The 25,739-nt window shown below is 72.4% G+C and carries 18 protein-coding genes; 8 read left to right on the top strand and 10 right to left on the bottom strand.

Features of this window, described 5'->3' with window-relative positions; genetic code table 11:
* Positions 1-5: 5 nt before the first annotated feature.
* The 4 genes from CP973_RS24480 to CP973_RS24465 form a co-directional block, all read right to left on the bottom strand.
* Positions 6-1,079, bottom strand: a complete 1,074-nt coding sequence (locus tag CP973_RS24480; RefSeq protein ID WP_150245191.1) for an LURP-one-related family protein — start codon at positions 1,077-1,079, stop codon at positions 6-8.
* A 41-nt stretch (positions 1,080-1,120) separates the two neighbouring features.
* Entirely contained in the window at positions 1,121-1,798 is a 678-nt protein-coding gene (locus CP973_RS24475) for a uracil-DNA glycosylase (protein WP_150245188.1), read from the bottom strand.
* A gap of 119 nt (positions 1,799-1,917) precedes the next feature.
* The gene (locus CP973_RS24470; protein ID WP_150245185.1) at positions 1,918-3,015 is read right to left on the bottom strand and encodes a WD40/YVTN/BNR-like repeat-containing protein; all 1,098 of its coding nucleotides are present in this window, start codon (positions 3,013-3,015) and stop codon (positions 1,918-1,920) included.
* Positions 3,016-3,300: 285 nt separating this feature from the next.
* Entirely contained in the window at positions 3,301-3,570 is a 270-nt protein-coding gene (locus tag CP973_RS24465) for a GlsB/YeaQ/YmgE family stress response membrane protein (RefSeq protein ID WP_030370086.1), read from the bottom strand.
* Positions 3,571-4,426: 856 nt separating this feature from the next.
* On the opposite strand from CP973_RS24465, the gene CP973_RS24460 reads away from it, so the two are divergent.
* Positions 4,427-5,527, top strand: coding sequence for an NADH:flavin oxidoreductase/NADH oxidase (locus tag CP973_RS24460; RefSeq protein WP_150245182.1), 1,101 nt, complete (start codon positions 4,427-4,429; stop codon positions 5,525-5,527).
* 109 nt (positions 5,528-5,636) lie between these two features.
* On the opposite strand, the gene CP973_RS24455 is transcribed toward CP973_RS24460, so the two are convergent.
* Positions 5,637-6,290 carry a DNA alkylation repair protein gene (locus CP973_RS24455; protein ID WP_150250180.1) on the bottom strand — a complete coding sequence of 218 codons (654 nt, stop codon included), beginning with the start codon at positions 6,288-6,290 and terminating at the stop codon, positions 5,637-5,639.
* A gap of 233 nt (positions 6,291-6,523) precedes the next feature.
* On the opposite strand from CP973_RS24455, the gene CP973_RS24450 reads away from it, so the two are divergent.
* Complete coding sequence (locus tag CP973_RS24450) at positions 6,524-7,969, top strand: glyceraldehyde-3-phosphate dehydrogenase (protein WP_150245180.1); 1,446 nt, start codon at positions 6,524-6,526, stop codon at positions 7,967-7,969.
* An 87-nt stretch (positions 7,970-8,056) separates the two neighbouring features.
* Here the strand turns inward: CP973_RS24450 and CP973_RS40175 are convergent, their stop codons facing one another.
* The 3 genes from CP973_RS40175 to CP973_RS24445 all read right to left on the bottom strand — a co-directional run bounded on the left by CP973_RS40175 (position 8,057) and on the right by CP973_RS24445 (position 11,586).
* On the bottom strand, positions 8,057-8,215 hold the full coding sequence (locus CP973_RS40175) for a hypothetical protein (protein WP_167538505.1): 159 nt from the start codon (positions 8,213-8,215) through the stop codon (positions 8,057-8,059).
* A 71-nt stretch (positions 8,216-8,286) separates the two neighbouring features.
* Positions 8,287-8,463, bottom strand: a complete 177-nt coding sequence (locus CP973_RS40170; RefSeq protein WP_167538504.1) for a hypothetical protein — start codon at positions 8,461-8,463, stop codon at positions 8,287-8,289.
* Between the two features lie 321 nt (positions 8,464-8,784).
* Positions 8,785-11,586 (bottom strand): ATP-binding protein, encoded by a 2,802-nt coding sequence (locus tag CP973_RS24445; RefSeq protein ID WP_150245177.1) that lies wholly within the window; start codon positions 11,584-11,586, stop codon positions 8,785-8,787.
* A gap of 509 nt (positions 11,587-12,095) precedes the next feature.
* Here CP973_RS24445 and CP973_RS24440 point away from each other — a divergent pair.
* The 6 genes from CP973_RS24440 to CP973_RS24415 all read left to right on the top strand — a co-directional run bounded on the left by CP973_RS24440 (position 12,096) and on the right by CP973_RS24415 (position 22,240).
* Positions 12,096-14,654, top strand: coding sequence for a Pls/PosA family non-ribosomal peptide synthetase (locus CP973_RS24440; RefSeq protein ID WP_150250177.1), 2,559 nt, complete (start codon positions 12,096-12,098; stop codon positions 14,652-14,654).
* A 10-nt stretch (positions 14,655-14,664) separates the two neighbouring features.
* Positions 14,665-17,727 carry a non-ribosomal peptide synthetase gene (locus CP973_RS24435; protein ID WP_150245174.1) on the top strand — a complete coding sequence of 1,021 codons (3,063 nt, stop codon included), beginning with the start codon at positions 14,665-14,667 and terminating at the stop codon, positions 17,725-17,727.
* 69 nt (positions 17,728-17,796) lie between these two features.
* Complete coding sequence (locus tag CP973_RS24430; protein ID WP_150245171.1) at positions 17,797-18,801, top strand: TauD/TfdA family dioxygenase; 1,005 nt, start codon at positions 17,797-17,799, stop codon at positions 18,799-18,801.
* Positions 18,798-19,907: a 2,3-diaminopropionate biosynthesis protein SbnB gene (gene sbnB / locus CP973_RS24425; protein ID WP_150245169.1), complete on the top strand. Its 1,110-nt coding sequence runs from the start codon at positions 18,798-18,800 to the stop codon at positions 19,905-19,907. Before CP973_RS24430 ends, sbnB begins: the two co-directional genes overlap by 4 nt.
* A gap of 81 nt (positions 19,908-19,988) precedes the next feature.
* Positions 19,989-20,987: a 2,3-diaminopropionate biosynthesis protein SbnA gene (gene sbnA, locus CP973_RS24420; protein ID WP_150245166.1), complete on the top strand. Its 999-nt coding sequence runs from the start codon at positions 19,989-19,991 to the stop codon at positions 20,985-20,987.
* A gap of 161 nt (positions 20,988-21,148) precedes the next feature.
* On the top strand, positions 21,149-22,240 hold the full coding sequence (locus CP973_RS24415; protein ID WP_150245163.1) for a glutamate--cysteine ligase 2: 1,092 nt from the start codon (positions 21,149-21,151) through the stop codon (positions 22,238-22,240).
* A 173-nt stretch (positions 22,241-22,413) separates the two neighbouring features.
* Here CP973_RS24415 and CP973_RS24410 read toward each other — a convergent pair whose 3' ends face one another.
* Both CP973_RS24410 and CP973_RS24405 read right to left on the bottom strand, forming a co-directional pair.
* Entirely contained in the window at positions 22,414-22,653 is a 240-nt protein-coding gene (locus CP973_RS24410) for a chaplin (protein WP_150245160.1), read from the bottom strand.
* Positions 22,654-22,898: 245 nt separating this feature from the next.
* Positions 22,899-25,628, bottom strand: a complete 2,730-nt coding sequence (locus CP973_RS24405) for a M4 family metallopeptidase (protein ID WP_208853397.1) — start codon at positions 25,626-25,628, stop codon at positions 22,899-22,901.
* Between the last annotated feature and the right edge of the window lie 111 nt (positions 25,629-25,739).

The raw sequence follows: 25,739 nt of genomic DNA, 5'->3' as shown, positions 1-25,739 counted from the left end.
GGGACTCAGCCAAGCCCGCGCGCGTCCTGTTTGAGGGCGGTGTCCACGGTCAGGGCCGTGGCGACGACCAGGCTCCGCAGCGGTTCGGGGAGCTGGACGTGGATCTGCAGGACGTAGTTGTCCGCGGTGGTGAACATCGTCTTGGCCAGCCCCTCCCAGGTCTTGGTGATCCGGGCGACCTCGGTGTCGGTGTGGTCGACGATCGCGAAGTTCCAGGCGCGCCAGTTCTCCGCCTTGATGGCGCCGATCTGCTGCCCGCCCGCCATCAACGCGAAGTTGATCTTCCCGATGGCGTTCTGCTGCACGATCTCGCCGACCGGCTGCCCGTCGGGCCGCTCCACCAGCACCTTCGACTTGATGAACTTCGCGGGGCGGGTGAGCGCCAGCTGCGGCTGCCCGTAGGCGTCCCGGATCTCCAGCCGGTGGGTCATGTACTGGTCGAGGCTGGAAACGATCCGCAGCACCTTCTTCGCGGTGCTCTGGCCGACCTGGACGACCGTGCCGAGGGTGTTGCCGTGCTGGTCGAAGACGCTGTACTCGTTCGTCACCTCGATCAGCTTGGCCTTCTGGTTCACCACCAGGACCGGCTCGGTGAACAGCGTCCCGCCGCCCTGGGCGGTGGGAGCGACACCGGCCTGCTGCTGGACCTGGTGCTGCACCCTGCCGGGGTCGCCGCCCGGCTGTCCGTACCCGGGCTGCGCACCCGGCATCGGCTGCGCCATCGGCTGTCCGCCGGGCATCTGCTGACCGGCCGCCTGTTGCCCCACTGCCACCGGCTGTGCCGCCTGCGGCGCGTACTGCTGCGGCATCTGCTGACCGGGGCCCTGCTGCCCGTACCCCTGCTGCCCGTACGGCTGGCCGCCCTGCTGAGGTGCCTGCTGAGCCGGGGCCGCGTGTGCCTGTCCGGGACCCTGGGCCGGGGCCTGGTGGGCGGCCTGCCCCTCATTCGGACCCGGAGTCCGGGGCTGCTGTCCCGGGTGCGTGTGCTCGGTCCACCGGGAGCCGTCCCACCAGCGCAGCCGGTCGGGCGTGCCCTGCGGGTCGGCGTACCAGCCCGCAGGGATGTTCGCGTTCGTCATGCGGGCACACTATCCCGCCGCTCCCGCGGCCTCGGAGAGCCTCAGGGCAGTCGCCAGTCCACCGGCTGGGCCCCCTGCCGCGCCAGCAGGTCATTGGTCCGGCTGAACGGGCGCGAGCCGAAGAAACCCCGGTCGGCCGACATGGGGGAGGGGTGCGCGGACTCCACCGCCGGCAGGTTGCCGAGCAGCGGACGCAGATTGCGCGCGTCACGGCCCCACAGTATGGAAACCATCGGGCGGCCGCGCGCGACCAGGGCCCGGATGGCCTGCTCCGTGACCTCCTCCCAGCCCTTGCCCCGGTGCGCCGCCGGCTTGCGCGGCGCCGTCGTCAGGGCCCGGTTGAGCAGCAGCACACCCTGCCGCGTCCACGGGGTGAGGTCGCCGTTGGACGGCCGCGGCAGCCCCAGGTCGGAGGCCATCTCGCGGTAGATGTTCTCCAGGCTTCCGGGCAGCGGGCGGACGTCCGGCGCGACGGAGAAGCTCAGCCCCACCGCGTGCCCCGGGGTCGGATACGGGTCCTGCCCGACGATGAGCACCCGTACGTCGTCGAAGGGCTGTTGGAAGGCGCGCAGCACATTACTGCCGGCCGGGAGATAGGTACGTCCCGCGGCGATCTCCGCCCGCAGGAACTCGCCCATTCTGGCGATCTGCCCGGCGACCGGCTCAAGTGCCTTGGCCCAGCCGGGTTCGACGATTTCATGAAGAGGTCGTGCAGCCACGACGTCACCCTACTGGCCGCAGGGTGATCCACTTCAACCGATGGCCCGATCCCGGCCGGCTCTTCCAGCCGCTCACCTCCCTTCTTCCTCCTGTCGCCGGGCCCGTCGCACCCGGGCGGTCACCCGACGGCGGCTGCCCGTACGCAGAGCACGTCCGGCAGGTGCGAGGCGAGTTGCCGCCAGGTGTCGCCGTCGTCGGCACTGGCGAAGACCTCTCCGTTGCGGTTGCCGAAATAGACGCCCGCGGGGTCGGAGTCGTCGACGCACAGCGCGTCCCTGAGCACCGTGCCGTAGTGGTCCTCGCGGGGCAGGCCGTCGCCGAGCGGCTCCCAGGTCGTGCCGGCGTCCTCGGTGCGGAACACCCGGCACCGGTGCTCCGCCGGGACCCGGTCGATGTCCGCGGTGATGGGGAAGACGTACGCGACGTCCGCCCGGCGGGGGTGGGCCGCCGTCGCGAACCCGAAGTCGGAGGGCAGGCCCCCGCCGATGTCCGTCCACCGCGCGCCCGCGTCGTCACTGCGGTAAACGCCCCAGTGGTTCTGCAGATAGAGCCGGTCACGGTTCACGGGATCCTGCGCGATCTTGTGGACGCACTGCCCGAACTCCGGGTCCGGGTCCGGCAGGAACACGGCCTTCACGCCGCTGTTCGACGGGGCCCAGCTCGCGCCGCCGTCCGTCGTGCGGAACACCCCCGCGGCGGACACCGCGACCGTCACCGCGTCCGCGTCCCGCGGATCCGTGATCACCGTGTGGACCGCGAGGCCGCCACCGCCGGGCACCCACTGCTCGCGGGTCGGGTGGTCCCAGAGGGGCCGTACGAGCTCGAACGTCTCGCCGCCGTCCGCCGACCGGAACAGCCCGCCGGGCTCCGTACCGGCGTAGACCACGTCCGGAGCGGCCGGTCCGGCGGGGTGGAGCTGCCACACCCGCTCCAGGGAAGTGCCCGTGTCGGGCGGGTATTTGACGGCGGGGCGGGAGGGCTCCCGCCAGGTCTCGCCGAGGTCGTCGGAATGGAAGACCGAGGGGCCCCAATGCGCGCTGTCCGCGCCGGCCAGCAGCCGGGGTGTGGAGCGCCGGGTGTCGATGCCGATCGAGTAGACCGCCTGCGCGGCGAAGTGCGGTCCGCTCAGCTCCCAGTCGCCGCGCCGTCGCCGGCCGATGAAGAGCCCTTTGCGCGTGCCCACCGCGAGGAGCACGTCTGTGGTGTCGGATGCCATGTCGGAACACCTCCGGGACGCCGTTGTCTCCGATACCGCTCAGTCTGCACCCGACCACTGACAACGGCCCTCCGGTGCACTGTCCGCGCAGGTCAGGGCCGTTTTCCGGCAGCTGCTGGAAGGGCGGCCAGCGAAAGGGCGAGGGCGGAAAGGACGGCGGCGGAAAGGACGGCGGCGAAACGGGTGGAGGCGAAACGGGTGGAGGCCCCCTGCCGCCAGGGGGCCTCCACCCTTTCCGCCGCCGTTTCTCCGGCGGCGCCGTGTTCCCTTGTCCCGCCGCGCCGGTCAGCGTTGCTGGTTGCGGCCGATGGTCACCCGGTAGATCGCCAGGACGATCACCGAGCCGATGATGGCCGCGATCCACGTGGAGAGGTGGAAGAACCCGTTGATCGACTCCACCCCGAAGATCACCTTGCCCAGCCAGCCGCCCAGCAGGCCACCGACGATGCCGATCAGCATGGTGACGAGGCATCCGCCCGGGTCCTTACCGGGCATCAGCGCCTTCGCAATCGCACCCGCCAGCAACCCGATCAGAATCCACGCGATGATTCCCATGGCAGCTCACCTCGTTCACAAATAAGATCAAAACGCTTCGACTCTGGTGTTTCCCGGTTTTGCGGATCGAAACACTGCAAGCGGTCAGGATGTCTGTGCGACCGTGCGCGCGCCGACCGCCGCCTCGGGGCCGCCGCCGGCGTCGGCGCGTGGTCCGCCGGGCGTCCGGGCCACGGTGATCCGGGCGGCACGGCGGCCGCCGTCGCGAAGAACCCCGTCGCCGCGTCGATGCCGGAAACCGTGGCGCCTGCGGGCCGATGCCGCGGGTGGCCATGAGTGCGTCCTTCTCCGGCTGTTGGGCGGTGGAACCGCTCCCGCGTCGGCCGTGCCGCGCCTCACCTGCGCCTTCGCCCGAGGCGTCAAAATTCGCTCGTACGGGCGGCGGCGGGCGTCCTATCGTGAGCCGACCGGCCCAGGGCGTCGCCCGGGGGCCGAGCTGTCGGCCGCGGCGATACGGGGGTACGCCGCGGGCCCGGCGGTGTGGCGGCGGCCGACGCGGGCGCCGCGGTACGACGTGCGGGGCTGGACCCATGGGGTCCGGCCCCGTTTCCGTACGCCACGGTCCAGTACGCCCCGTTTCCGTACGCGCCGCATCCCCCGTGCGCGCCGCATCCCGTGCGCCCCGATTCCCGTACGCGCCGATCCCCGCACATGCCGTTGGGTGCGCCGCCCTCCCACGCTTCCCCGCCCTTCCCTGCCCCCGCCCCCGCGATCACCCCGCCCCGCCTGGCCGTCCCGCCCGCCTGCCGCACCCACCCCGCATGTACGAAACCCTTCGTAGTTTGACAGCCTCCGTAGTACGAGGGGTATCGTACGAGGCGTCAAGTTGAAGCAACCCCAAACGCGGGAGTCCGTCGTGAGCGCACTGTTCGAGCCCCTCACCCTCCGGTCGCTGACCATCCCCAACCGCATATGGATGGCTCCCATGTGCATGTACTCGGCGGCGCCGGACGGGCCGGAGCAGGGCGCGCCCAACGACTGGCACTTCCAGCACCTGGCCTCCCGGGCCGCCGGCGGTACGGGGCTGATCCTGACCGAGGCGACGGCGGTGAGCCCCGAGGGGCGCATCAGCCCGTACGACCTGGGGCTGTGGAACGACACCCAGACCGCAGCGTTCCGGCGGATCACCGACTTCCTGAAGGCGCACGGGTCCGTCCCGGGCATCCAGATCGCGCACGCCGGGCGCAAGGCCTCGACCGAGCGCACGTGGGTGGACCGCGGTGCCCCGATCGCCCCGGGCGAGGGCCACGGGTGGCAGCCGGTGGGCCCGAGCCCGCTGCCGTTCGACGACGCCTCCGCCACCCCGGAGGAGCTGTCGGCCGCGCAGATCGAGGAGATCGTCGGGCAGTTCGCCGCGACCGCGCGGCGGGCGCTGGAGGCGGGCTTCCAGGTGGCCGAGATCCACGGCGCGCACGGCTACCTGATCGGTGAGTTCCTCTCGCCGTACACCAACCGGCGCACGGACGAGTACGGCGGCTCCTACGAGAACCGCACCCGCTTCGCGCTGGAGGTCGTGGACGCCGTACGGGCCGTGTGGCCCGAGGAGCTGCCGCTGCTGTTCCGCATCTCGGCGACCGACTGGCTGTCGGAGAACGCGGACGACGAGCGCGAGGGCTGGACCGCCGACGACACCGTGCGCTTCGCCGCGGACCTCAAGGCGCACGGGGTGGACCTGCTGGACACCTCCACCGGCGGCAACGCCCCCGACGTGAAGATCACCGTGGAGCCCGGCTACCAGGTGCCGTTCGCCGAGCGGGTCAAGAAGGAGACCGGGCTGCCGGTCGGCGCGGTCGGCCTGATCACCGAGGCGCAGCAGGCCGAGAAGATCGTCGTGGACGGCCGGGCGGACGCGGTCCTCATCGGCCGCGAGCTGCTGCGCGACCCGTACTTCGCCCGCAACGCCGCCCGCGAGCTGGGCGCCGACCTTCGGATCCCCAACCCGTACCACCGCTCCTGAACCGTGCGGACGCGCCGTGCCGGACCGCCCGGCACGGCGCGTCCGCATGTGCGGTGCGCGCCGGTCCCGGCTTCCGCGCGCCGTCGGCCCGTACGGCAACCGTCGCTGGTCAGCCCCCGGCCGTACCGCCCTGCCTGCGCACCATCTCGTTGATCCAGACGGGTGCGAACGGCGATGTGCAGCCCGCAGAGGTCGGGTAGTCCGTGAGCACTTCCAGGCGCTCGCCGATGCCGATCGCGCGGGCGCGGTGCTCCGCGTGCGCGATCCCGATCTGCGCCAGGCAGTGGTTCATCGCCCACTGGAGGCGGTCCGGGGCGTCCCGCATCTCCGCCTCGATGGTGTCGAGCAGCCCCGCCAGGTCGAGGCCCGCGGGCTTCTTCGCCACGCGTTCGGTGGTCAGCGCCCAGCCGGCGCTCGCGACCACCGGGTCCGGATCGGCAAACCAGGCCAGGCGCAGCTCCTCGGCGTGCGGATTCTTCTTCACCACGTAGTTCACGAGCCAGTCGTGCACCTTGGGTGTGCGCGCCTCGCGCAGCATGCCGTCCAGTTCGTCGCGCCCGAAGGCCTTCGGGCGGCAGATCAGGAGCGCCAGCAGCCGCGCCGCGCTGTCGCCCGTCGCCCAGAGTCCGCGCGCGAGTTCCTGCTGCGTCTTCAGCCGCTTCGCGAGCGCGCGCAGCTTGCCGAGGTTCACGCCGTGATCGTCGCCGTGCCTCGCGTTCACTTCGCGTGTCTTCGGATCCGCCAGCCCGGCCAGCTCGGCCATCACCTCGGGCACCGTGGTCTCGCCCACCGCGGCCTCCTGTCCTTCCGGTCGGAACGCAGCCTACGACGGACGCCGGCTTCCTGGCGTGCGCAGCGGTCGGCGACAGCTACCGGCCCGAAATCCCGCATACCAGACACACGTATCCGGCAAAGTGCCCCATCGACCCACCCCCTGAGCAACGAAAGAGCGGTGGGGTTAGCATCTGAGCACCGCCTAGCTCGAAAGATGGACCTGTGACTGTCAACGAGGACTCGTTCACAAACTGGAAGAACCGCGAGGAGATCGCGGAGTCGATGATCCCGATCATCGGGAAGCTGCACCGCGAGCGGGACGTCACGGTCCTGCTCCACAGCCGCTCCCTGGTGAACAAGTCGGTGGTCAGCATCCTGAAGACGCACCGATTCGCCCGGCAGATCGCCGGTGAGGAGCTCTCGGTCACCGAGACGCTGCCGTTCCTCCAGGCGCTCACCGCGCTGGACCTCGGCCCTTCCCAGATCGACATCGGCATGCTGGCCGCGACGTACCGGACCGACGACCGCGGGCTGTCCGTGGCGGAGTTCACCGCCGAGGCCGTCGCCGGTGCCACGGGCGAGAACAAGATCGAGTGCCGTGCCGGACGCGATGTCGTCCTCTACGGGTTCGGCCGCATCGGCCGCCTCGTGGCCCGTCTGCTCATCGAGAAGACCGGTTCCGGCAACGGTCTGCGGCTGCGGGCCATCGTCGTACGGGGCGGTGGGGACCAGGACATCGTCAAGCGCGCCTCGCTGCTGCGCCGGGACTCGATCCACGGTCAGTTCCAGGGCACGATCACCGTCGACGAGGCGAACAACAAGATCATCGCCAATGGCAACGAGATCCAGGTGATCTACGCCGACGACCCGTCGGCGGTGGACTACACGGCGTACGGCATCAAGGACGCCATCCTCATCGACAACACCGGCAAGTGGCGCGACCGCGAGGGCCTGTCGAAGCACCTGCGCCCCGGCGTCGCGAAGGTCGTGCTGACCGCGCCGGGCAAGGGCGACGTCCCCAACGTCGTGCACGGCGTCAACCACGACATGATCAAGCCGGACGAAACGATTCTGTCCTGCGCGTCCTGCACCACCAACGCGATCGTGCCGCCGCTGAAGGCGATGGCGGACGAGTACGGCGTACGGCGCGGTCACGTGGAGACCGTCCACTCGTTCACCAATGACCAGAACCTGCTGGACAACTACCACAAGGCGGACCGCCGCGGCCGTTCCGCGCCGCTCAACATGGTCATCACCGAGACCGGCGCCGCCTCCGCCGTCGCCAAGGCGCTGCCCGACCTCGACGCGAAGATCACCGGCAGCTCGATCCGCGTCCCGGTGCCGGACGTCTCGATCGCGATCCTCAGCCTCCAGCTGGAGCGCGAGACCACCCGCGAGGAGGTCCTCGACCACCTCCGCAAGGTGTCGCTGACCTCGCCGCTCAAGCGCCAGATCGACTTCATCAGCGCGCCCGACGCGGTGTCGAGCGACTTCATCGGCTCGCGCCACGCCTCGATCATCGACGCCGGCGCCACCAAGGTCGACGGCGACAACGCGATCCTCTACCTCTGGTACGACAACGAGTTCGGCTACTCGTGCCAGGTCATCCGCGTCGTGCAGTACGTCTCCGGCGTGGAGTACCCGACCTACCCGGCCCCGGTGAGCTGACACTCCGGCACCGCCCCCTGTCCGCCGTACCCCGGCGGGCAGGGTGGCTGCCGGCGCCGCCCGGCGTCCGGTCCGGGGCCCGGACCGTCACCACCGTCCCTCCCCGTAGCGCCGGTACAGCTCGTTGACCTCCTGCTCGTCGCGGGTGGCCGAGGACCGAGTGCGCCGGACACCGGCTTCCACGAGAAACACCACCAGCCCGCCGACCAGTACGGACGCGAGCAGCAACACCACCAGATACTCCACCTCTGCCTTCTACCCGCTCCGCGGGAATCCAGCGAAGGCCCGGGGTAGGCGGCCGTATGCCTTACGGGCCGTCAGGCCGAGGGGAGGAAGGAGTACGCGTGGCCGCAGGCGTCGCACGCGAAGCGGCCGTTGAGTCCGTCGTTGGCGGTCTGACAGCGCGGGCACGGAGCCGTGGTGAAGTACTCCGGCCGCCGTACGGCCGGCTCTCCGACGCCCGCGCTGCCGGGCCTTGGTTCAGCCTCCGTCATCCGGACGCTCCACAGTTGCAGGACCATCCGCCGTCCGGTCCTTGGATGACCTGGGCACCACACCGGTTGCAGTACATAGCAGCTCCTCGAAACCACACCACCCCGCGTGCAGCCCGAGTACACCCATCACAACATCAGCACGCCGTTATTTCGGAGAATGTCCGGAAGGGGGCGCGTCCTTTCGGAGGGGGGATGCCGCAGGGGCCTCCACTGTCCGTCACGGTGTCAACGGCCCCACCGGCAGTCGTACCGTAGACGACTTGTCCTGATCTGGGGATCACTTTCGGCCAGTACCTCTCCTGCCGTGCGCCCCGGCCGGGTTCAGCGCCAGACGATGCGCGTGGCCGGATCCGGCGCATACGAGCAGTAGGCCCCGGTCCGTACGCTGCGTTGCAGGTGCAGCCCGAGCACCGGGTCGTGCACGGCAACGCGTTTCACCGCGGCCTTCAGGGCTTTGGTGACGCTCAGACGGGCCCGCTCGGTGTCGGAGGCGGCCCGGCGGTCGCGGCCGCCCAGGCCGACCGCGCCGGCCAGTTGCTCGGTCACCGCGTCGAGTTCGACGCGGGCCCGTTCGGCCCGTCCGGTGTCGTGGAAGCGCTCGGCCTCCTCCAGTTCCTCGGCCAGCTCGCGCAGGCGCCTGCGGTAGGCCGTCTTCGCGCGGGCGTCGAGGGCCGGACCGGCGTCGCCGGTGCCCGGGGAGGAAGGCCATTCCCGTACGCCCGGGTAGCCGGGGGCGGCCGGACCGCGGTCGGCCGCCGCCAGTTCGCGGGCCAGGAACTCCCGGTCGGGTTCGGAGAGCAGCCGGGCCAGGTAGCCGAGACCGACCGTGTGCTTGAGGTGCACGACCAGGCCGTCGTGGTCCAGGGTCCAGTAGTCCCCTTTCCTGCGCAGCGCGGCCTGGTGCGGCACCGCTGTCCCGGATTCCACGAGGGCGCGGGTGCCGCCTCCGGCCGCGCCGTTGCGAGGCGCCTCCGCGGCGGACACCTCCCCGCGGAGGGCTCCCGTACGCGGTGTCTCCCTCCGGGCCGGGGGGAGCGGCGGCGGTGCCGTACCGAGTTCCGCGGCGGCGGCCAGTACGGCGGCATCGAGCGGCCACCGCAGCCCGTGCTCCCGCGCCGGGCCGAAACGCCGGTCGCCCAGTTCCGCCCGCACCTTGCGGATACCGGCCGCCCGCCACCCCTTGAGGAAGGCCGGCAGCGCGGCACCGGACTTCTTCCGCGCCGTGTCCGCGGCTCCGAACAGCGCGGCGGCCCGGTCCCAGTGCTGACGGGACATGGCCAGCATGGCCGCGATCTGGAAGACCTCGGCGAGGCCCCACGGCGCGTCGAGCCGGTGGAACAGCCGCAGCGCCTCTCCCGTGCGGGCACGGGCGTCCCGGACGTCCTCCTGGCCCCACGAAGCGGTGGCGAGGGTGAGGTGGGCCCAGGCGATGCCTTTCGGCTCGCCCGCCTCGTACAGCAGGCGGAACGCGGTCCTGCCGTGCCGGGAGGCCCGCGTGAAGTCGCTCCGTACGACCTCCACCATGGCCAGGAGCAGGTACGACCAGCCCTCCAGCCACGGTTCGTCGGTCTTCAGGGCGACTTCCAGCGACTCGCCCAGCACCTCGGCCGCACCGTCCGGATTGCCCTTGAGCAGGGCGCCGAACCCGAGGCACTGGAGGGCGCACGCCAGGCCGGGCAGGTCGCCGTTGCGCCGGGACAGACGCTCGGCTTCGGAACAGGACTGCCGGGCGCGCTCCACGTCCCCCTGGATCACGGCGAGGAGCCCCAGTCCGTTCAGCGCCCGTACGCGGCCTTTGGCGGTGGCATCGCGGTCCGCGCCCAGCGCCCGTTCGAGCCGGACGCGCCCCTCGGCGTAATGGCCCTGCACGTCCCAGAACGAGGCGAGAGCACCGGCCAGGCACACCGCGTTGTCGATGTCGTGGGAGGCCAGCAGGTATTCGAGGGCCGCCCGGAGGTCGTCGTGCTCGGCCCTGAGACGCTCCAGCCACACCGCCTGGTGCGGCCCGCGAAAGCGTTCCCAGGCCTGCTCGGCGAGGTCGTGGAAGTACGCGGCGTGCTGCGCGGACAGCGACGCGAGGCCGCCGCGCTCCCGTAATCGCGCCAGCCCGTACGCGCGCAGGGTCTCCAGCATCCGGTAGCGGGCCGGGGTGTGCCGCGGTACGACCGTCACCAGCGACTTGTCGACCAGCCGCAGCAGCAGTTCCCCGAGGTCCGCGGTGCCGGCCCCCTCGGCGGTCACGGCCTCGACGGCGTCCAGCGTGAAGGCGCCCGCGAACACCGCCAGCCGCTCGAACAGCCTCCGCTCGGGCTCGCTGAGCAGGTTGTAACTCCACTCCACGACGCTGTCCAGCGTGCGGTGGCGGGGGGAGGACGCCCGGGTCTCCCATGCCAGGAACCGGAAGCGGCCGTCCAGCCACCCGCTGAGCTGCGCCGCGTCGAGCGCGTTGGTGCGCGCCGCGGCCAGCTCGATGGCCAGCGGCAGTCCGTCCAGCTTGCGGCAGATCTCCGCCACCGCCGCCGCGTTGGCGTCGGTGACCGCGAACCCCGGCTCGACCGCGGCGGCCCGGTCGGCGAACAGACGTACCGCGTCGTACCGCAGGACCTCGGCCCCGTCGGCGTGCGCCGGGGGAGTGGCGAGGCCCGTCACCGGCCAGAGGACCTCGCCGGGGACGCCCAGGCGTTCCCGGCTCGTCGCCAGGACGCGGAGGTTCGGGCAGGCGGACAGCAGGGTGAGGACGAACTGCGCGACCGCCTCCACGAGGTGCTCGCAGCAGTCCAGGACGAGCAGCATGTCCGCGTCGCGCAGCCGCTCGACCAGCACCGCCGGCAGGGTCCGGCCCGCCTGTTCCTGCACGCCGAGACCGGCCGCCACGGCGTGCGCCAGCAGCAGCGGGTCGGCGAGGACGGCCAGTTCGACGAAGCGCACACCGTCCCGGTGGCGGGGCGCGCGGCTCATGGCCACCTCGATGGCGAGCCGGCTCTTGCCGGCGCCGCCGGCTCCGGTCAGCGTGACCAGCCGGCCGCGCTCCAGGCGCGCCCCGACTCCGGCGGCTTCCTGACGGCGGCCCACGAAGGTGGTCAGTGCTGCGGGGAAGCCTTCGGGTCCTGCGGCTGACACCATCTTCGACGCTCCAACCGAGTGGCGCATCGTGGTGCACCCCCCGCCGCGAGGATAGGTTCGCCTCCGGCGCCGGAACAACCGAAAGCGGGCTGATTCCCCGCAGCTCACCCGTACCGACCAGGCGGTTGTCCACGGCAGTGGCATCGCTGCCGGTGGCGTGTGGGGCAGGTGGCGTCGCCGGTGAGCGGGGCGCGGACGGCGAGTTGGCCGCGGCGGTCGGTGAGCGGCGCCGGAGCGGGCGTCCGGGCGGATGAACGCGAGGGGGCCGCGGCCCCCGTGAACGTACCGGCCCTACGGATTACGGACCCCCGCGGGCTGCCCGGCCGGGCGTGGTCTTCCCGGTGTTACTTGAATTTTCACGGTGTTCCGCCGCGGTTCACGCCTCTGCCGGCAAGAGCCCCGAGCCGTCGGCGCGCCGGGAACCGCTCCGCCGGCACCGGGGACCGCCCCGTCGGCGGACGGACGCCCGGTGCGTCCCCGTCTCTTCCGCATCCGAAGGAGCCCACGTGCTGGGAAAATCCGTCGAGGCGCAGGCAGCCGGCCCGTCCCCCGCCCCGGCAGCCGCACCGCCGATCGGCCCGCCCGCCACCCCGTCCGCCCCCGATGACCGTCCCGGCGCCCCGGCCGGCGCCGATGCCGTGCTCGCCGCGACGCTGGCGGACGTCCTGCGCGTCGAGCGGGTGCCGCCCGACGCCCACTTCTTCACCGACCTGGGCGCCGACTCGCTGGTCATGGCCCACTTCTGTGCCCGCGTCAGGAAGCGTGCCGACCTCCCGTCGGTGTCGATGAAGGACATCTACCGGTACCCGACGATCAGTGCCCTGGCGACGGCACTCGCCGAAGCCGCGCCCGGACCGGCCGCCCGGGCGCCGGTGCCGCCGCCGGACCCCGCGCCGTCCGGGGCGGCGCGCCCCGTCGGCACCCCCGCGTACCTCCTGTGCGGAACGCTCCAGCTCCTGACGCTCCTCGGCTGCTCCTTCCTCGTCGCGGCCGTCACCGCCACCGGATACGACTGGATGTCCGCCGCGCCGGGCCCGGGCGGCGTCTACCTGCGGGCGGTCGCCTTCGGCGCCGCGGTCTTCCTCGGCCTGTGCGCCCTGCCGGTACTCGCCAAGTGGGTGCTCATCGGGCGGTGGCGGCCCCGGGAGATACGCATCTGGGGCCCGGCGTACTTCCGCTTCTGGGCCGTCAGGACGCTGATGCACGTCAGCCCGCTGGTCCTCTTCGTGGGGTCGCCGCTCTACGTCGGCTACCTCAGGGCGCTGGGCGCGAAGATCGGACGGGACGTCACGATCCTGTCCAAGCACCTGCCGGTCTGCACCGACCTGCTGACCGTCGAAGCGGGCACGGTCATCCGCAAGGACGCGTACTTCACCTGCTACCGGGCCCGCGCCGGAGTGATCCGGACCGGCCCGGTCACCCTCGGGCAGGATGTGCTCATCAATGAGGCGACGGTGCTCGACATCGGAACCTCGCTCGGCGACGGGGCCCAACTGGGCCACGCGTCCTCCCTCCACCCGGGGCAGAACGTCCCCGCCGGCGAACACTGGCACGGCTCTCCCGCGCAGCGTACCGACGTGGACTACCGGACGCTCGACGCGGCCGGACGCGGCGGCCCGCGCGTCACCTACAGCGTGCTGCAACTGCTGAGCGCGCTGCTCGTGTACCTGCCGCTGAGCATCGGCGGGGTGAGCATCCTGCTGGCCGAAGTCCCGCGGCCGGCTACGCTTCTGGACACCGGACCGCTCGCCTTCACGACCTGGTCGTTCTACGGCGAAGCGCTGGTCACCTCGTTCGTGCTGTTCTTCGGCGGAACGCTCGTCGGCCTGCTCGCGGTGACCACGGTGCCCCGGCTGCTCCACCTCTTCCTCGTGCCCGGCAAGGTCTACCGGCTCTACGGGCTGCACTATTCGCTGCACCGGGCCATCGCCCGGATGACCAACGTCAAGTTCTACACCAGGCTCTTCGGCGACAGCTCCTACGTCGTCCCCTACCTCGGGCGCCTCGGGTACGACCTGTCCCGCGTCGAGCAGACCGGCTCGAACTTCGGCACGGAGGTACGGCAGGAATCGCCGCACCTGAGCACGGTCGGCAGCGGCACGATGGTCGCCGACGGCCTGTCGATCATGAACGCGGACTACTCCCGGACCTCCTTCCGCCTGTCCCGCGTCACCATCGGACCGCGCAACTTCCTCGGCAACGCCGTCCACTACCCGCCACAGGGCCGGACGGGCGACAACTGCCTCCTCGCCACGAAGGTCGCGGTCCCCGTGGACGGGCCCGTCCGGGAAGGCGTCGGCCTGCTGGGCTCGCCCTGCTTCGAGATCCCCCGGTCCGTCGAGCGCGACGCCGCCTTCGACCACCTGCGCAGCGGCGATGAGCTGCGCCGCCACCTCGCCGCCAAGAACGCCTACAACCTGCGCACGATGGGTTTGTTCCTGCTGGTCCGGTGGTCGCAGCTGTTCGTGGTCACACTGATCGCCTGGGCCGCCGCCGACCTCTACGCGGTGCTCGGCGCCGTGGCGGTCGCGCTGGGATCCGTCCTCGCGCTGCTCTTCTCCGTCGGCCACTCCGTGTGCGTCGAAGGCGCGGCCACCGGGTTCCGGCGCCAGGCCCCGCGCTACTGCTCGATCTACGCGCCGTACTTCTGGCGGCACGAACGGTTCTGGAAGCTCCACGCGATGCCCCTGCGCTTCTTGAACGGCACCCCGTTCAAGAGCCTGTTCTGGCGGCTGCTGGGCGCCCGGGTCGGCCGGCGCGTCTTTGACGACGGCTGCTTCCTGCCCGAACGCTCCCTCGTCACGATCGGCGACCACGCCACGCTCAACGTGGGCAGCGTCATCCAGTGCCACTCCCAGGAGGACGGCACGTTCAAGTCCGACCGCACCACCCTCGGCGCCGGCTGCACCCTCGGCACCGGAGCCTTCGTCCACTACGGCGCCACGGTGGGCGACGGCGCGGTGCTCGCGCCCGACTCCTTCCTCATGAAGGGCGAGGACGTGCCCCGGCACGCGCGGTGGGGCGGCAATCCCGCCAGGGAGATGCCCGACACCATGACCGAGAAGTGAGGACCCCACGATGGCCAGGTCAGCAGCAGAAGCCGACCGCGAGTTCTGGCGCGGCGTGCTCGGCGGCGGTGGCTTCACCGCCATCCCGAGGTGGACCCGCGACCCCGTACCGGGCCTGGCCGAGCACACGGCCACGCTCCCCGGCGACCTCCTGGAGGCCCTGCGACACGTCGCGGACGAACTGGCGGTGCCGCTCCGCTCCGTATTCCTGGCCGCGCACGTCAAGGTGCTCGCCGCACTGACCGGCGAGCGCGAGGTCACCCTCGGCTACGCCGCGACGGCGGGCGCCCGGCCGCTCCCGTGCCGGCTGACGGCCGCCCCCGGCACCTGGCGGGCGCTGGTCCTGCACACCCGCCGGGCCGAATCCCGGCTGCTGGCACACCAGGACGCGCCGGTCGAGGACCTGACACGGCAACTGGGCCTGGAAGGCCCGCTCCACGAGACGGTCTTCGACCCGCACGACACCGAGGACGGCCTCGCTCCGGCCACCGTCCTCACCACGGGCACCGCCCTGCACCGGGACCGCCCGGCCCTACGGCTGCGCCACCGCACCGACGCCCTCGACGCGGAGTGCGCCGCCCGGATCGCCGGATACCACCTGACCGCCCTCGCCCTGATCGCCGCCGACCCGTACGCCGAACACGACCGGCAGAGCCTGCTCTCCACCGGCGAACGCGCCCTCCAGCTCGAAGGGCTCGCCGGGCCCCGCAGGGAACTCCCGGACCGCCGCGCGCACGAGATCTTCGAACAGCGGGTGGCTGCGCACCCCGACGCCGTCGCGGCCGTCCACGGCGACCGGCGCTGGACGTACGGCGAACTCAATGCCCGCGCGAACCGGATCGGCCGCGCCCTGCTCGCCCGGGGCCTGCGCCGCGAGGGAGTCGTCGCGGTGGTCACCGAACGCAACCTGGACTGGACGGCCGCCGTCCTCGCCGTCCTGAAGGCCGGCGGCGTCTACCTGCCCATCGAGCCGCACTTCCCCGCCGACCGCGTCGCGACCACCCTCACCCGGGCCGGCTGCGGCCTCGTCCTCACCGAACACGGCAGCACGGCCACCCTCGACGAGGCCCTGGAGTCCCTGCCCGGGACCCGGTGCCTGACCGTGGAGGCGGCCTACGCGGAAGACCACCCCGGTCACGACCTCGGCGTCCGCGTCACGCCCGGCCAACTCGCCTACATCTACTTCACCTCCGGGTCCACCGGCGAGCCCAAGGGCGCGATGTGCGAGCACGCCGGCCTGCTCAACCACCTCTACGCCAAGATCGACGACCTGGAGATCGGCCCCGGCCAGGTGGTCGCCCAGACCGCGCCCCAGTGCTTCGACATCTCGCTGTGGCAGCTGATCGCCGCGCTCCTCGTCGGCGGCCGCACCCTCCTGATCGAGCAGGAGGCGGTCCTGGACGTCCCCCGCTTCGTCGACCGGCTCGCCGACGGCCGGGTCAGCGTCCTCCAGGTCGTACCGTCGTACCTGGAAGCCGTCCTGTCCTACCTGGAGCAGCACCCCCGCGAACTGCCCGACCTCGCGTACGTGTCCGCGACCGGCGAGGCGCTCAAACCCGAGCTGGCGCAGCGCTGGTTCGCCGCCCGGCCCGGCGTCGCCCTGGTCAACGCGTACGGACTGACCGAGACCTCGGACGACACCAACCACGAGGTCATGCGCCGCGCGCCGGACGGGCCGCGGGTCCCGCTCGGCCCGCCGGTCGCCAATGTCCGCCAGTACGTCGTCGACGAACACCTCGCGCCGGTCCCGCTCGGCGCGCCCGGCGCGATCGTCTTCTCCGGCGTGTGCGTGGGCCGCGGCTACGTCAACGACCCCGAACGCACCCGCGCCTGCTTCGGCACCGACCCCCACCGGCCCGGCCAACGGCTGTACCAGGGCGGTGACTTCGGCCGTTGGCGGCCCGACGGGAAGCTGGAGTTCCTCGGCCGCCGCGACACCCAGGTCAAGGTCCGCGGCTTCCGCGTGGAGACCGGCGAGGTCGAGAACGCGCTGCTACGGGTGCCCGGCGTCCGCGACGCCGCCGTGGTCGTCGGCGAACCGGCCGGACAGGCCGCGCGCCTGGTGGCCTTCTACAGCGGTCCGCGGCCGGTCGGCGCGGACACCCTGCGCGGCCGCCTGGCACGGTCGCTGCCCGCGTACATGGTCCCGTCGGCCTTCCACTGGCGCGGCGACGGACTGCCGCTGACCGCCAACAGCAAGACCGACCGCAAGGCCCTGACCGCACTCGCCGCCGGACCGGACGCCACCGACGACCACCGCCACACACCGCGCACACCGACCGAACGGCGCCTCGCCGCCGCGTGGGCCACGGTGCTCGGCATACCCGAGGACCGCATCGGCCGCCGCGACCACTTCTTCGACCGCGGCGGCACCTCGCTCGCGGCGGTGAAACTGGCGATCCTCCTGGACCGCGCGGTCTCCCTCAAGGACGTCACCCGGCGGCCGGTCCTCACCGACCTGGCAGGGCTGCTCGACCGCAGGTCGGGCACGGACACCGATACGGGTACGCGGCTGCTGCGCCCACTGTCCGCACCGGACGCCGCCCACGAGGGCGCCTTGGTCTGCTTCCCCGGGGAGGGCGGCGACACGGCGGCCTTCCAACCACTGGCCGAGGCGTTGCGCGGGAGCGGGTGGGGAGTGTACGGGGCCGGACCGGTGACCGCCACGGAACGCGTCGGTCACCTCGTCGCCGAGCTGACCCGGCTCGCCCCGGACGAACTCCTGCTGTGGGGACACGGCTCGGGGGCCGCCCACGCCGTGGAGGCGGCCAGGCAGCTGGAGAAGCGCGGGAAGCGCGCCCGACGGCTGTTCATCGCCGGGCACGTGCCCGATGACATCCACCCACCATCCGCACCGCCGGCGGCGAAGCTGACCACCCCGGTCACCCTCGTCGTCGCGGCCGACGACCCGCGCACCGCCCCGTTCCGGCACCGGTACCGCGCCTGGGAGCTGCTGGCCGAGCACGTCGAGCTGTACGAGCTGACGGCGGGCGGCCACGGTCTCCCGCTCACCAGGCCGGACGACACGGCGCGGGCGGTGCTGCGCGCCGCCGGACTGCGGGCGCCCTCCTGAGAGGGACACCGGAGCCGCGGCCGAACCATCCGCAAGTACTGCCCGTACCACCGAAAGGACGACCACCCCATGCCACCTTCACCCTTCACACCACCCGTCGGCCTCCACCTCGTCCCGGGCACGCCCCCGGTCCTCCTGGCCGAGCCCACCGGCGACGCGGCGAGCTGGGCCGCCGGCCACCGGGACACCCTGCGGGCCCTCGCCGTCGAGCACGGCTGCGTCCTGGTCCGCGGCCTCGGACTGCGGGACGCCGACCAGACCGCCGCCGTCTTCCGGCACCTGGGCACCGGTCTGCTGACCGAGCGGGAGGCCTTCGCGCCGCGCCGCGAGTACGCCGACCGCGTGTACTCCTCCGCCAAGTGGCCGCCCTACCAGCCGATGTGCATGCACCACGAACTCAGCTACACGCTCGCGGCCCCCGGCCTGCTGCTCTTCGCGTGCCTCGGCGCGCCGGACAGCGGCGGCGCGACCGGGGTCGCCGACGCGGCCGCCGTCCTCGACGCGCTGCCGGCCGAGCTGACCGCGCGCTTCGAGGCCGAAGGCTGGCTGCTCACCCGGACCTACAACGACGAGATCGGGGCCACCCTGACCGAGGCGTTCGGCACCGACGACCGCCGCGCCGTCGAACGCTACTGCCGCGGCCACGCCATCGAGTACGCCTGGCAGCCGGACGGCGCCCTGCGCACCCGGCAGCGGCGCGCCGCCGTGCTGCGCCACCCGGTCACCGGCCGCCGCTGCTGGTTCAACCAGATCGCGTTCCTCAACGAATGGACGATGGACCCGGAGGTGCGCGAGTACCTGACGGACGTGTACGGCGCCGACGCGCTCCCGTTCACCACCCGTTACGGCGGGGGCGACCCGATCGGCGAGGACGTCGTACGGCTGCTCAACTCCGTCTACGAGGCGCACACCGCGCGCGAACCGTGGCAGGCGGGCGATCTGATGCTCGTGGACAACGTCCGTACGGCGCACAGCAGGGAGCCGTACGAAGGGCCGCGCGAGGTCCTCGTCGGCATGACCGACGCGGTGCACCTGTCCGCCGGCGCGCCCACGGGGGAGGCGATGGCCTCATGACCGGCACGCCCACCACCGGGGCCGGGAACGCGCCCGGCACACCGGACCGGCCGGGCGCGGTGCCGCCCTTCGCGGCCGTCTCCGGAGCCCAGGTGCAGCGCGTCCTGCGCGGCCGCGAGCGGCAGCTCGTCCGCCTGGTCGAGGACACCTACCGGCTGCACGGCGACGGCCACACGCTCAACCCGCCGTCCTGCTTCCTGCGCTTCCCCGACCGCCCGGACTCCCGGATCATCGCCCTGCCCGCCTCGCTCGGCGGACCGCGCCCGGTGGACGGCCTGAAGTGGATCTCCAGCTTCCCGCGGAACGTGGCGGCGGGCATCCCGCGGGCCTCGGCCGTGCTGATCCTCAACGACCCGGCCACCGGCTATCCGTACGCCTGCCTGGAGAGCTCGGTCATCAGCGCCACCAGGACGGCGGCCTCGGCGGCAGCGGCGGCCGACCGGCTCAGCCGCGGCCGGCCGCGCCCGCGGCGCGCCGGCTTCTTCGGCGCCGGCCTGATCGCCCGCTACGTCCACACCTTCCTGACCGCCACCGGCTGGCGGTTCGAGGCGACCGGGGTGTACGACGTGTCCGCCGAGAGCGCGGATGGCTTCCGCACGTACCTCGAACGCCAGGGGGAACCGGACGCGGACCACACCGGGACCGCGCCGGGCGGCCGGATCACCCTCCACACCGACCCCGAACGGCTGATCCGCACCAGCGACCTCGTCGTCTTCGCCACCGTCGCCGCCCGGCCGCACGTCGTCGACCCGGCCTGGTTCGCGCACCACCCGCTGGTGCTGCACATCTCGCTGCGCGACCTGGCACCCGAGATCGTGCTCGCCTCGGCCAACTTCGTCGACGACGTGGAGCACTGCCTGAAGGCCGACACCTCACCGCACCTGGCCGAACAGCGCACCGGGCGCCGGGACTTCATCGACGGGACGCTGGCGGACGTGCTGGCCGGGCGGGTGCGCGTACCGGAGGACCGGACGGTGATCTTCTCGCCCTTCGGGCTCGGGGTGCTCGACCTCGCCGTCGGCGACTTCGTCCACGGCGAAATCGCCCGCTCCGGCGAACTGCACGTCATCGACGACTTCTTCCACGAACTTCGCCGGTACGGATGAACGCGCCGCCGGTGACGAAGGGGCCGACCGCGTCGGCCCCGGCGAACGACTGAGTGCATTGCGTAACCAGGGGGGAAACAAGTGCCGGTCATATCCATGCCGCTCGACTTCAACGAGGAGGACCTCTATGTCGACCTGCGGGCGACGTTCGGGCATCCGCTCTTCCTGAAATGCGAGGGCTTCAATTTCGCGGGCTCGATCAAACTGAAGGCCGCCACGGAAATGGTGGCGGCGGCGGAACGCGACGGGGTGCTCACGCCCGGAGCCACCCTGGTGGAATCCTCGTCCGGGAACCTGGGGGTGGCGCTGAGCATCATCGCGGCCAGTAAGGGCTACGGATTCCTGTGCGTCACGGACGCCCGCTGCAATCTGTCGGCCCGGCGGATGATGGAGGCGCTGGGCAGCCGGGTGCACGTGATCACCGAGCCGGACGCGCAGTCCGGCTTCCTCGGCGCGCGCATCGCCTACGTCCGCAGCCTGACCGCCTCGGACGACCGCTACGTCTGGCTCAACCAGTTCGCCAACCCGGACAACTGGAAGGCGCACCACCGCCGTACGGCACCCGCGATCGCCCGCCAGTTCCCGCACCTGGACGTGCTGTTCGTCGGCGCGGGCACCACCGGCACCCTGATGGGCTGCGCCCGGTACTTCCGCACCTGGCACCGGCCGGTGCGGATCGTCGCGGTGGACAGCGTCGGCTCGGTCTCCTTCGGCGGCGCCCCGGGCCGCCGGGTGATCCCGGGCCTGGGCACCAGCGTCCCGCCGCAGCTGCTCGACACGTCGTACGTGGACGAGGTGATCCACGTGGAGGAGGCGGACACCGTCCGCGCCTGCCACCGCCTGGCCGGCCGCGGCTTCCTCTTCGGCGGCTCCACCGGCACCGTCGTCAGCGGCGCCGCGAGCTGGCTCACCCGCCACCGCACGCACCGCCTGACCGCGGTGGCGATCGCCCCCGACCTCGGCGAACGCTACCTCGACACGGTCTACCAGCCCACCTGGCTACGGGACCGCTACGGCGACGGCCTGCACGGCGACGGTCTGCTCGCCCCCGACCGGCTGACCGCCGTGCGCTCGGCCTGAGCCGCGCACGCCGTCGCCACCCACCCCGGCCGAAGGACCGTCCACCGGCGGGGGACCGGTGCCGGGCGGCTCGCGCGAGCGGCTGAACGCGCGCGTGAGCCGCCCGGGCGGGGGTACGTGAGCGGTTCCGAAGGTCCGGATGCCGAGGAAGGGTGGACGACGTGCGCAGTGTGGGTGTGGAGGAGGAACTGCTGCTGGTGGACGCCCGGACGGGACTGCCGCGCGCCCTGTCGGCGGCGGTCCTCGCGGCGGCTTCGCGGGATCCGCAGGGCAACGAGGAGGTCTTCGAGAGCGAGCTGCACCGGCAGCAGCTGGAGTTCGCCACCCGGCCCCAGACCGACATGGGCGACCTGGACAAGGAGATCCGGCGGTGCCGGGCGGAGGCGGCGCGCCACGCCGAAGGGCTGGACGCGGCGGTCGTGGCGCTGGCCACCTCGCCGCTGGAGGTGAGCCCGTCCATCGGCGCCGGCGAGCGCCACCAATGGCTCGCGGAGCACTTCGGGCTCACCGCCCAGGAGCAGCTGACCTGCGGCTGCCACATCCACGTGGCGGTCGACTCGGACGAGGAGGGCGTGGCCGTACTGGACCGGATGCGCCCCTGGCTGTCCGTACTCCTCGCGATGAGCGCCAACTCTCCCTTCTGGCAGGGCGAGGACACCGCCTACAGCAGCTACCGGAACCGGGTCTGGGGACGGTGGCCGTCGGCCGGGCCGGTCGAGGTGTTCGGGTCGGCCGACCGGTACCACGAGCAGGTACGCGACATGACGGCCAGCGGCGTCCTCAAGGACGCGGGCATGGTCTACTTCGACGCCCGCCTGTCCCAGGCGTACCCCACCGTGGAGGTACGGGTCGCCGACGTGTGCCTGGACCCGTCCACCACGGTGCTGCTGGCGACCCTGATCCGCGGACTGGTCGAGACGGCGGTACGGCAGTGGCGCGACGGGGTGCCGCCCGCCCGGCACGCGGTGGCGCTGCTGCGCCTTGCGGCGTGGCGGGCCGCCCGCTCCGGCCTGGACGGCGAGCTGATCCACCCCGCCACGATGCGGCCGGCCCCGGCCGAGGCCGTCGTACGGGCCCTGTTCGACCACGTACGCGACGCGCTGGAGGACACCGGCGACATCCTGCCCGTGCAGGAAGCCCTGGCCGCCCTCCTGAAGACGGGCAACGGCGCCCACGTCCAACGGCGACTGCTGCGCCGCACCGGCAGCCTCCAAGGCGTGGTCACCGAATGCGTACGCCGCACGCTCGACTGAGACGCACGGGCCCGGCCCGCGCGGGCGGCCGTTTCCACCGTACTGATCTGCCGCCCCCTTCGGGGACGTGGCCCAGGGGCGCCGACGCGGCGAAAGGTGCGGGGCAGCCGAAACGGCTGCCCCGCACCGGGGTTCAAGCGTCGCGCCGTCGCGGGCGCGTCAGGGATTCGGCGTCAGTCGTTGACGCAGGTGTTGCCGAACGCCGGGTTGAGCAGGCCGACGATGTTGATGCTGTTACCGCAGACGTTGACCGGCACGTGCACCGGGACCTGCACGGTGTTGCCGGACACCACGCCCGGTGAGTTGAGCGCCGCGCCCTGGGCGCCGGAGTCGGCAGCCGCGAGGCCCGCTCCGCCCAGGAGGATGGCGCAGGTTCCCACGGCGGCAGCGGCAGTCTTCTTGACACGCGACATGGATTGTTGCTCCTCGGAATGTGAGAAATCTGGACAGGCGGCCTGACAGGGGCCATGGGGTGCCCGCTGTCCCGGCTGGTGGGCCGCTGTGACCAATCAACCCGATCTCGGTGCTGTCTGTCGTGGGTATCGGAAGGTGTTCACTCTATTTAGGGTGTATCGAATCAGCGTATTAATTCGCCTGGTCCGGGCCGGAACCGGGCCGGTTCCGCCGCTTGCGGAACCGGCCCGTCGTCCGTCCCGGCTCAGCCGCAGCGCCCCGCGGGCCGCGTCCGGGTGACCAGGTCGGTGTAGCCGGTCGTGCCGTCCACCCACACGACCTGCCGGCCGCCGGGCATCGCGGGCCAGCCCTGCTGGCCGCGGTTGCAGGAGACCCGGCTGCGCTGTTTGCCGTCGGCCGAGAACTGCCAGAGCTTGAACAGCGACTCGTTGGTGTACACGACGGTCGGCGACCAGGTGGCGACGGTCACCGCCTCGTCCGTGGCCACGATGTCGTAGCCGTTGAGCGCGTCCGGCCCCTCGGCGGGGCTGAGGTCGGTCACCCCCGTGCCGTCCAGGTTGGCGCGGCGCAGCGCCGCGCGGTCGGATTCGCCGCCCGCGGGCACCAGCCAGAAGACGTGCTGCCCGGTGATCGCGGTCGCCCCGGCGCCCGCCGGTGTCCCGAGCTGGCCCATCTGCGTGCGTTGCCCCGTCTTGAGGTCGAGCGTCTCGACGCCGTACGTGGGGGAGCCGAAGCCGCGGGCGGTGCTGTAGGCGATCCGGCCATGGCTGATGGACGGGTTGCCGGTCCGCACGCCGCTCTCGTCGGTGACGTTCACCACCGTCGGGTCGCTCAGCCGCACGTACCGCACCTTCCGCGTGCTCGGCCGGGACCGGGCCTCGAAGACCACCACGTCGCCCTCGACCCGTACGTCCGTGGCGCCGCGCCGGCTCGACCACAGCTTCTTGACCGGCCCGCCCGCGAGCGGCCGCGCGAGGATGTCCGTGCTCCGGCGGTTGTACGCCTGCCAGACCACCGTCTTGCCGTCGGTCGCCGGGTGCACGTGGTAGCGGCCGTCGTTGGGGCTCATCAGCTTGAGCGCGCCGGTGCCGTCCGCCCGGCCGGCCCAGATCGAGTACGGCTCGGTGCCGTCGTCGTTGGACTTGGCCGCGGCCCACCAGCCGCCGCCCGCGCCGGTGGTCGAGCCGTCCGTGTTGACCCGGCCCAGGAGCGGGTCGGAGTCGACGCCCAGTGCCAGTTCCCAGCCGGGGACGATGCCGTGGGCGTTGAACGCCCGCTCGGCGGCGCGCAGTTGGGTGTCGGTGGCGTGCAGGTCGCGAGCGGCGGCGAGGACGGCGGCGCGGCCTTCGGTGAAGCCGTCCAGGGGGGTGAGGTATTCGGTCAGCGCCTTGTAGACGATTTTGTCGGCGAGCGTCTTGCCGAGGTCCTCGCGCAGGTCCCACAGGGCGCCGGCGAAGATCGTGGAGTTCAGGTGGACGCCGCCGTTGTCCTCGGAGAACGACACGCCCAGGAAGGACTTGGTGGTGGTCCGCCCGTCGTTGAGGTCGCGGACCGCGCACTCGCGCGCGGGCTTGGTCCGGCACAGCGTCTCGCCCAGCAGCCCGGAGTCGGGGCTGTCCATGGGGATGCCGTAGGTGTCGGTCTCGACGGCGTTGCCGAAGTAGTCGGCGATGCCCTCGTTGAGGGCGCCGGACTGGCCCGCGTAGACGAGGTTGGCGGAGTGTTCCACGACGCCGTGGGTCATCTCGTGCCCGACCACGTCCAGGCCGGCGGAGAGCGCGCGGTATTCCGCGTCGCCGCCGCCGTAGACCATCTTGGAGCCGTCCCAGAAGGCGTTGACGTACGGCTGCCCGAACTGCGTCACGCCCACCAGTGAGTTCACGGCCATGCCCCGGCCGTCCAGACTGTCGCGGCCGTGCTGTTGGCGGTAGTAGTCGTAGACCTTGCCGGCCGCCCAGTGCGCGTCGACCGCGCCCGCCTCGGTGGCCTCCGGGCCGAAGGCCGGGGTGGGCGAGCCGAACTCCTGGACGTCGTACGGCCAGGAGGGGGTGACCTCGCTGACGTCCTTGCCGCGCGCGTCCCACGTGGACAGCGTGTTCTTGCTGGAGTCCGCCATCCGGGTGTCGTCGCGCAGTACGTACGCCTTGCGCGACTCCTCGTACACCACGGGGAGTTCGACGGTCTTGCCGTCGTACTTGACTCCGGAGCCCTGGATGCCCTTCTCCCCGGCCGCCGTACGGGCGGCGCCCGCCCGGCCGGTCTTGCGCGCGCCGGGCGCCGTACCGCCCGCCGGGGCCCGGAACGTCTTGATCCCGCTGTACTGGAGCACCGGATACCCGGCTCGCGCGTCCACGTAGACCTCGTACAGCACCGGCTCGCCGGTGACCGGATGCGTGCCCCGGACGGTCACGTGCCGGGTGAGCACGCCCGTGCCCCGCGGGATCACGACCAGGCCGCGCGCGGTGCCGGTCAGCGTCGGCGCGTCCGTGCGGGGCAGGCGCTTGTTCAGGAGCCGCTCGGTGGTCGCGTCGACCGCCCGCTCGATCGCGAGCGCCTCGTCCACCTCGGGTTCCACGTCGGCCGTCAGCCCGGTGAAGTACTTGCCGGAGGTGCCGGTGACGACCCGTTCGCCGCCCTTGTGCTCCATCCGCACCACGTACTGCCCGCCCAGGACGTCCACGCCCCGGTGCTTCTGCTGGAGCCGGACGACCTCGTGGGCGCCCGAGTCCACCGTCCGTACGGGCCGCAGGTCGCGCGCCGGTTCGGCGATGTGGTAGCGGCCCTCCTTCGCCGCGAGGTGGCCGCGCGCCGCGTCCGCCGGGCTGCCGGCGGCCTCGGCCGGTTCCCGGATGCCCGCCACCAGGGCGGGGGTGGCGGTGCGCTGCCCCGGCACCACTTGGCCGGGCCCGGGCGGCGGGCCGGCGGGCGCCGCGCCGGCCGGCACCGCCGGAACCAGCAGTGCGGCGACGCCCACCAGCGCCGCCGCACCCGTCAGACTTCCCCGCACCACGGGCGTCGCCCGCGTCCCCCGTAACCCGCCCGGCCCGCCGGGTCTTTCGCCGCTCGCTCTCCCGTCCCGCGTTCT

This window comes from Streptomyces albofaciens JCM 4342, assembly GCF_008634025.1.
GTDB classification, from domain to species: Bacteria; Actinomycetota; Actinomycetes; order Streptomycetales; family Streptomycetaceae; genus Streptomyces; species Streptomyces albofaciens.
Note: the sequence above shows the minus strand (reverse complement) of the source record. Positions and strands in the feature narration are given on the sequence as shown.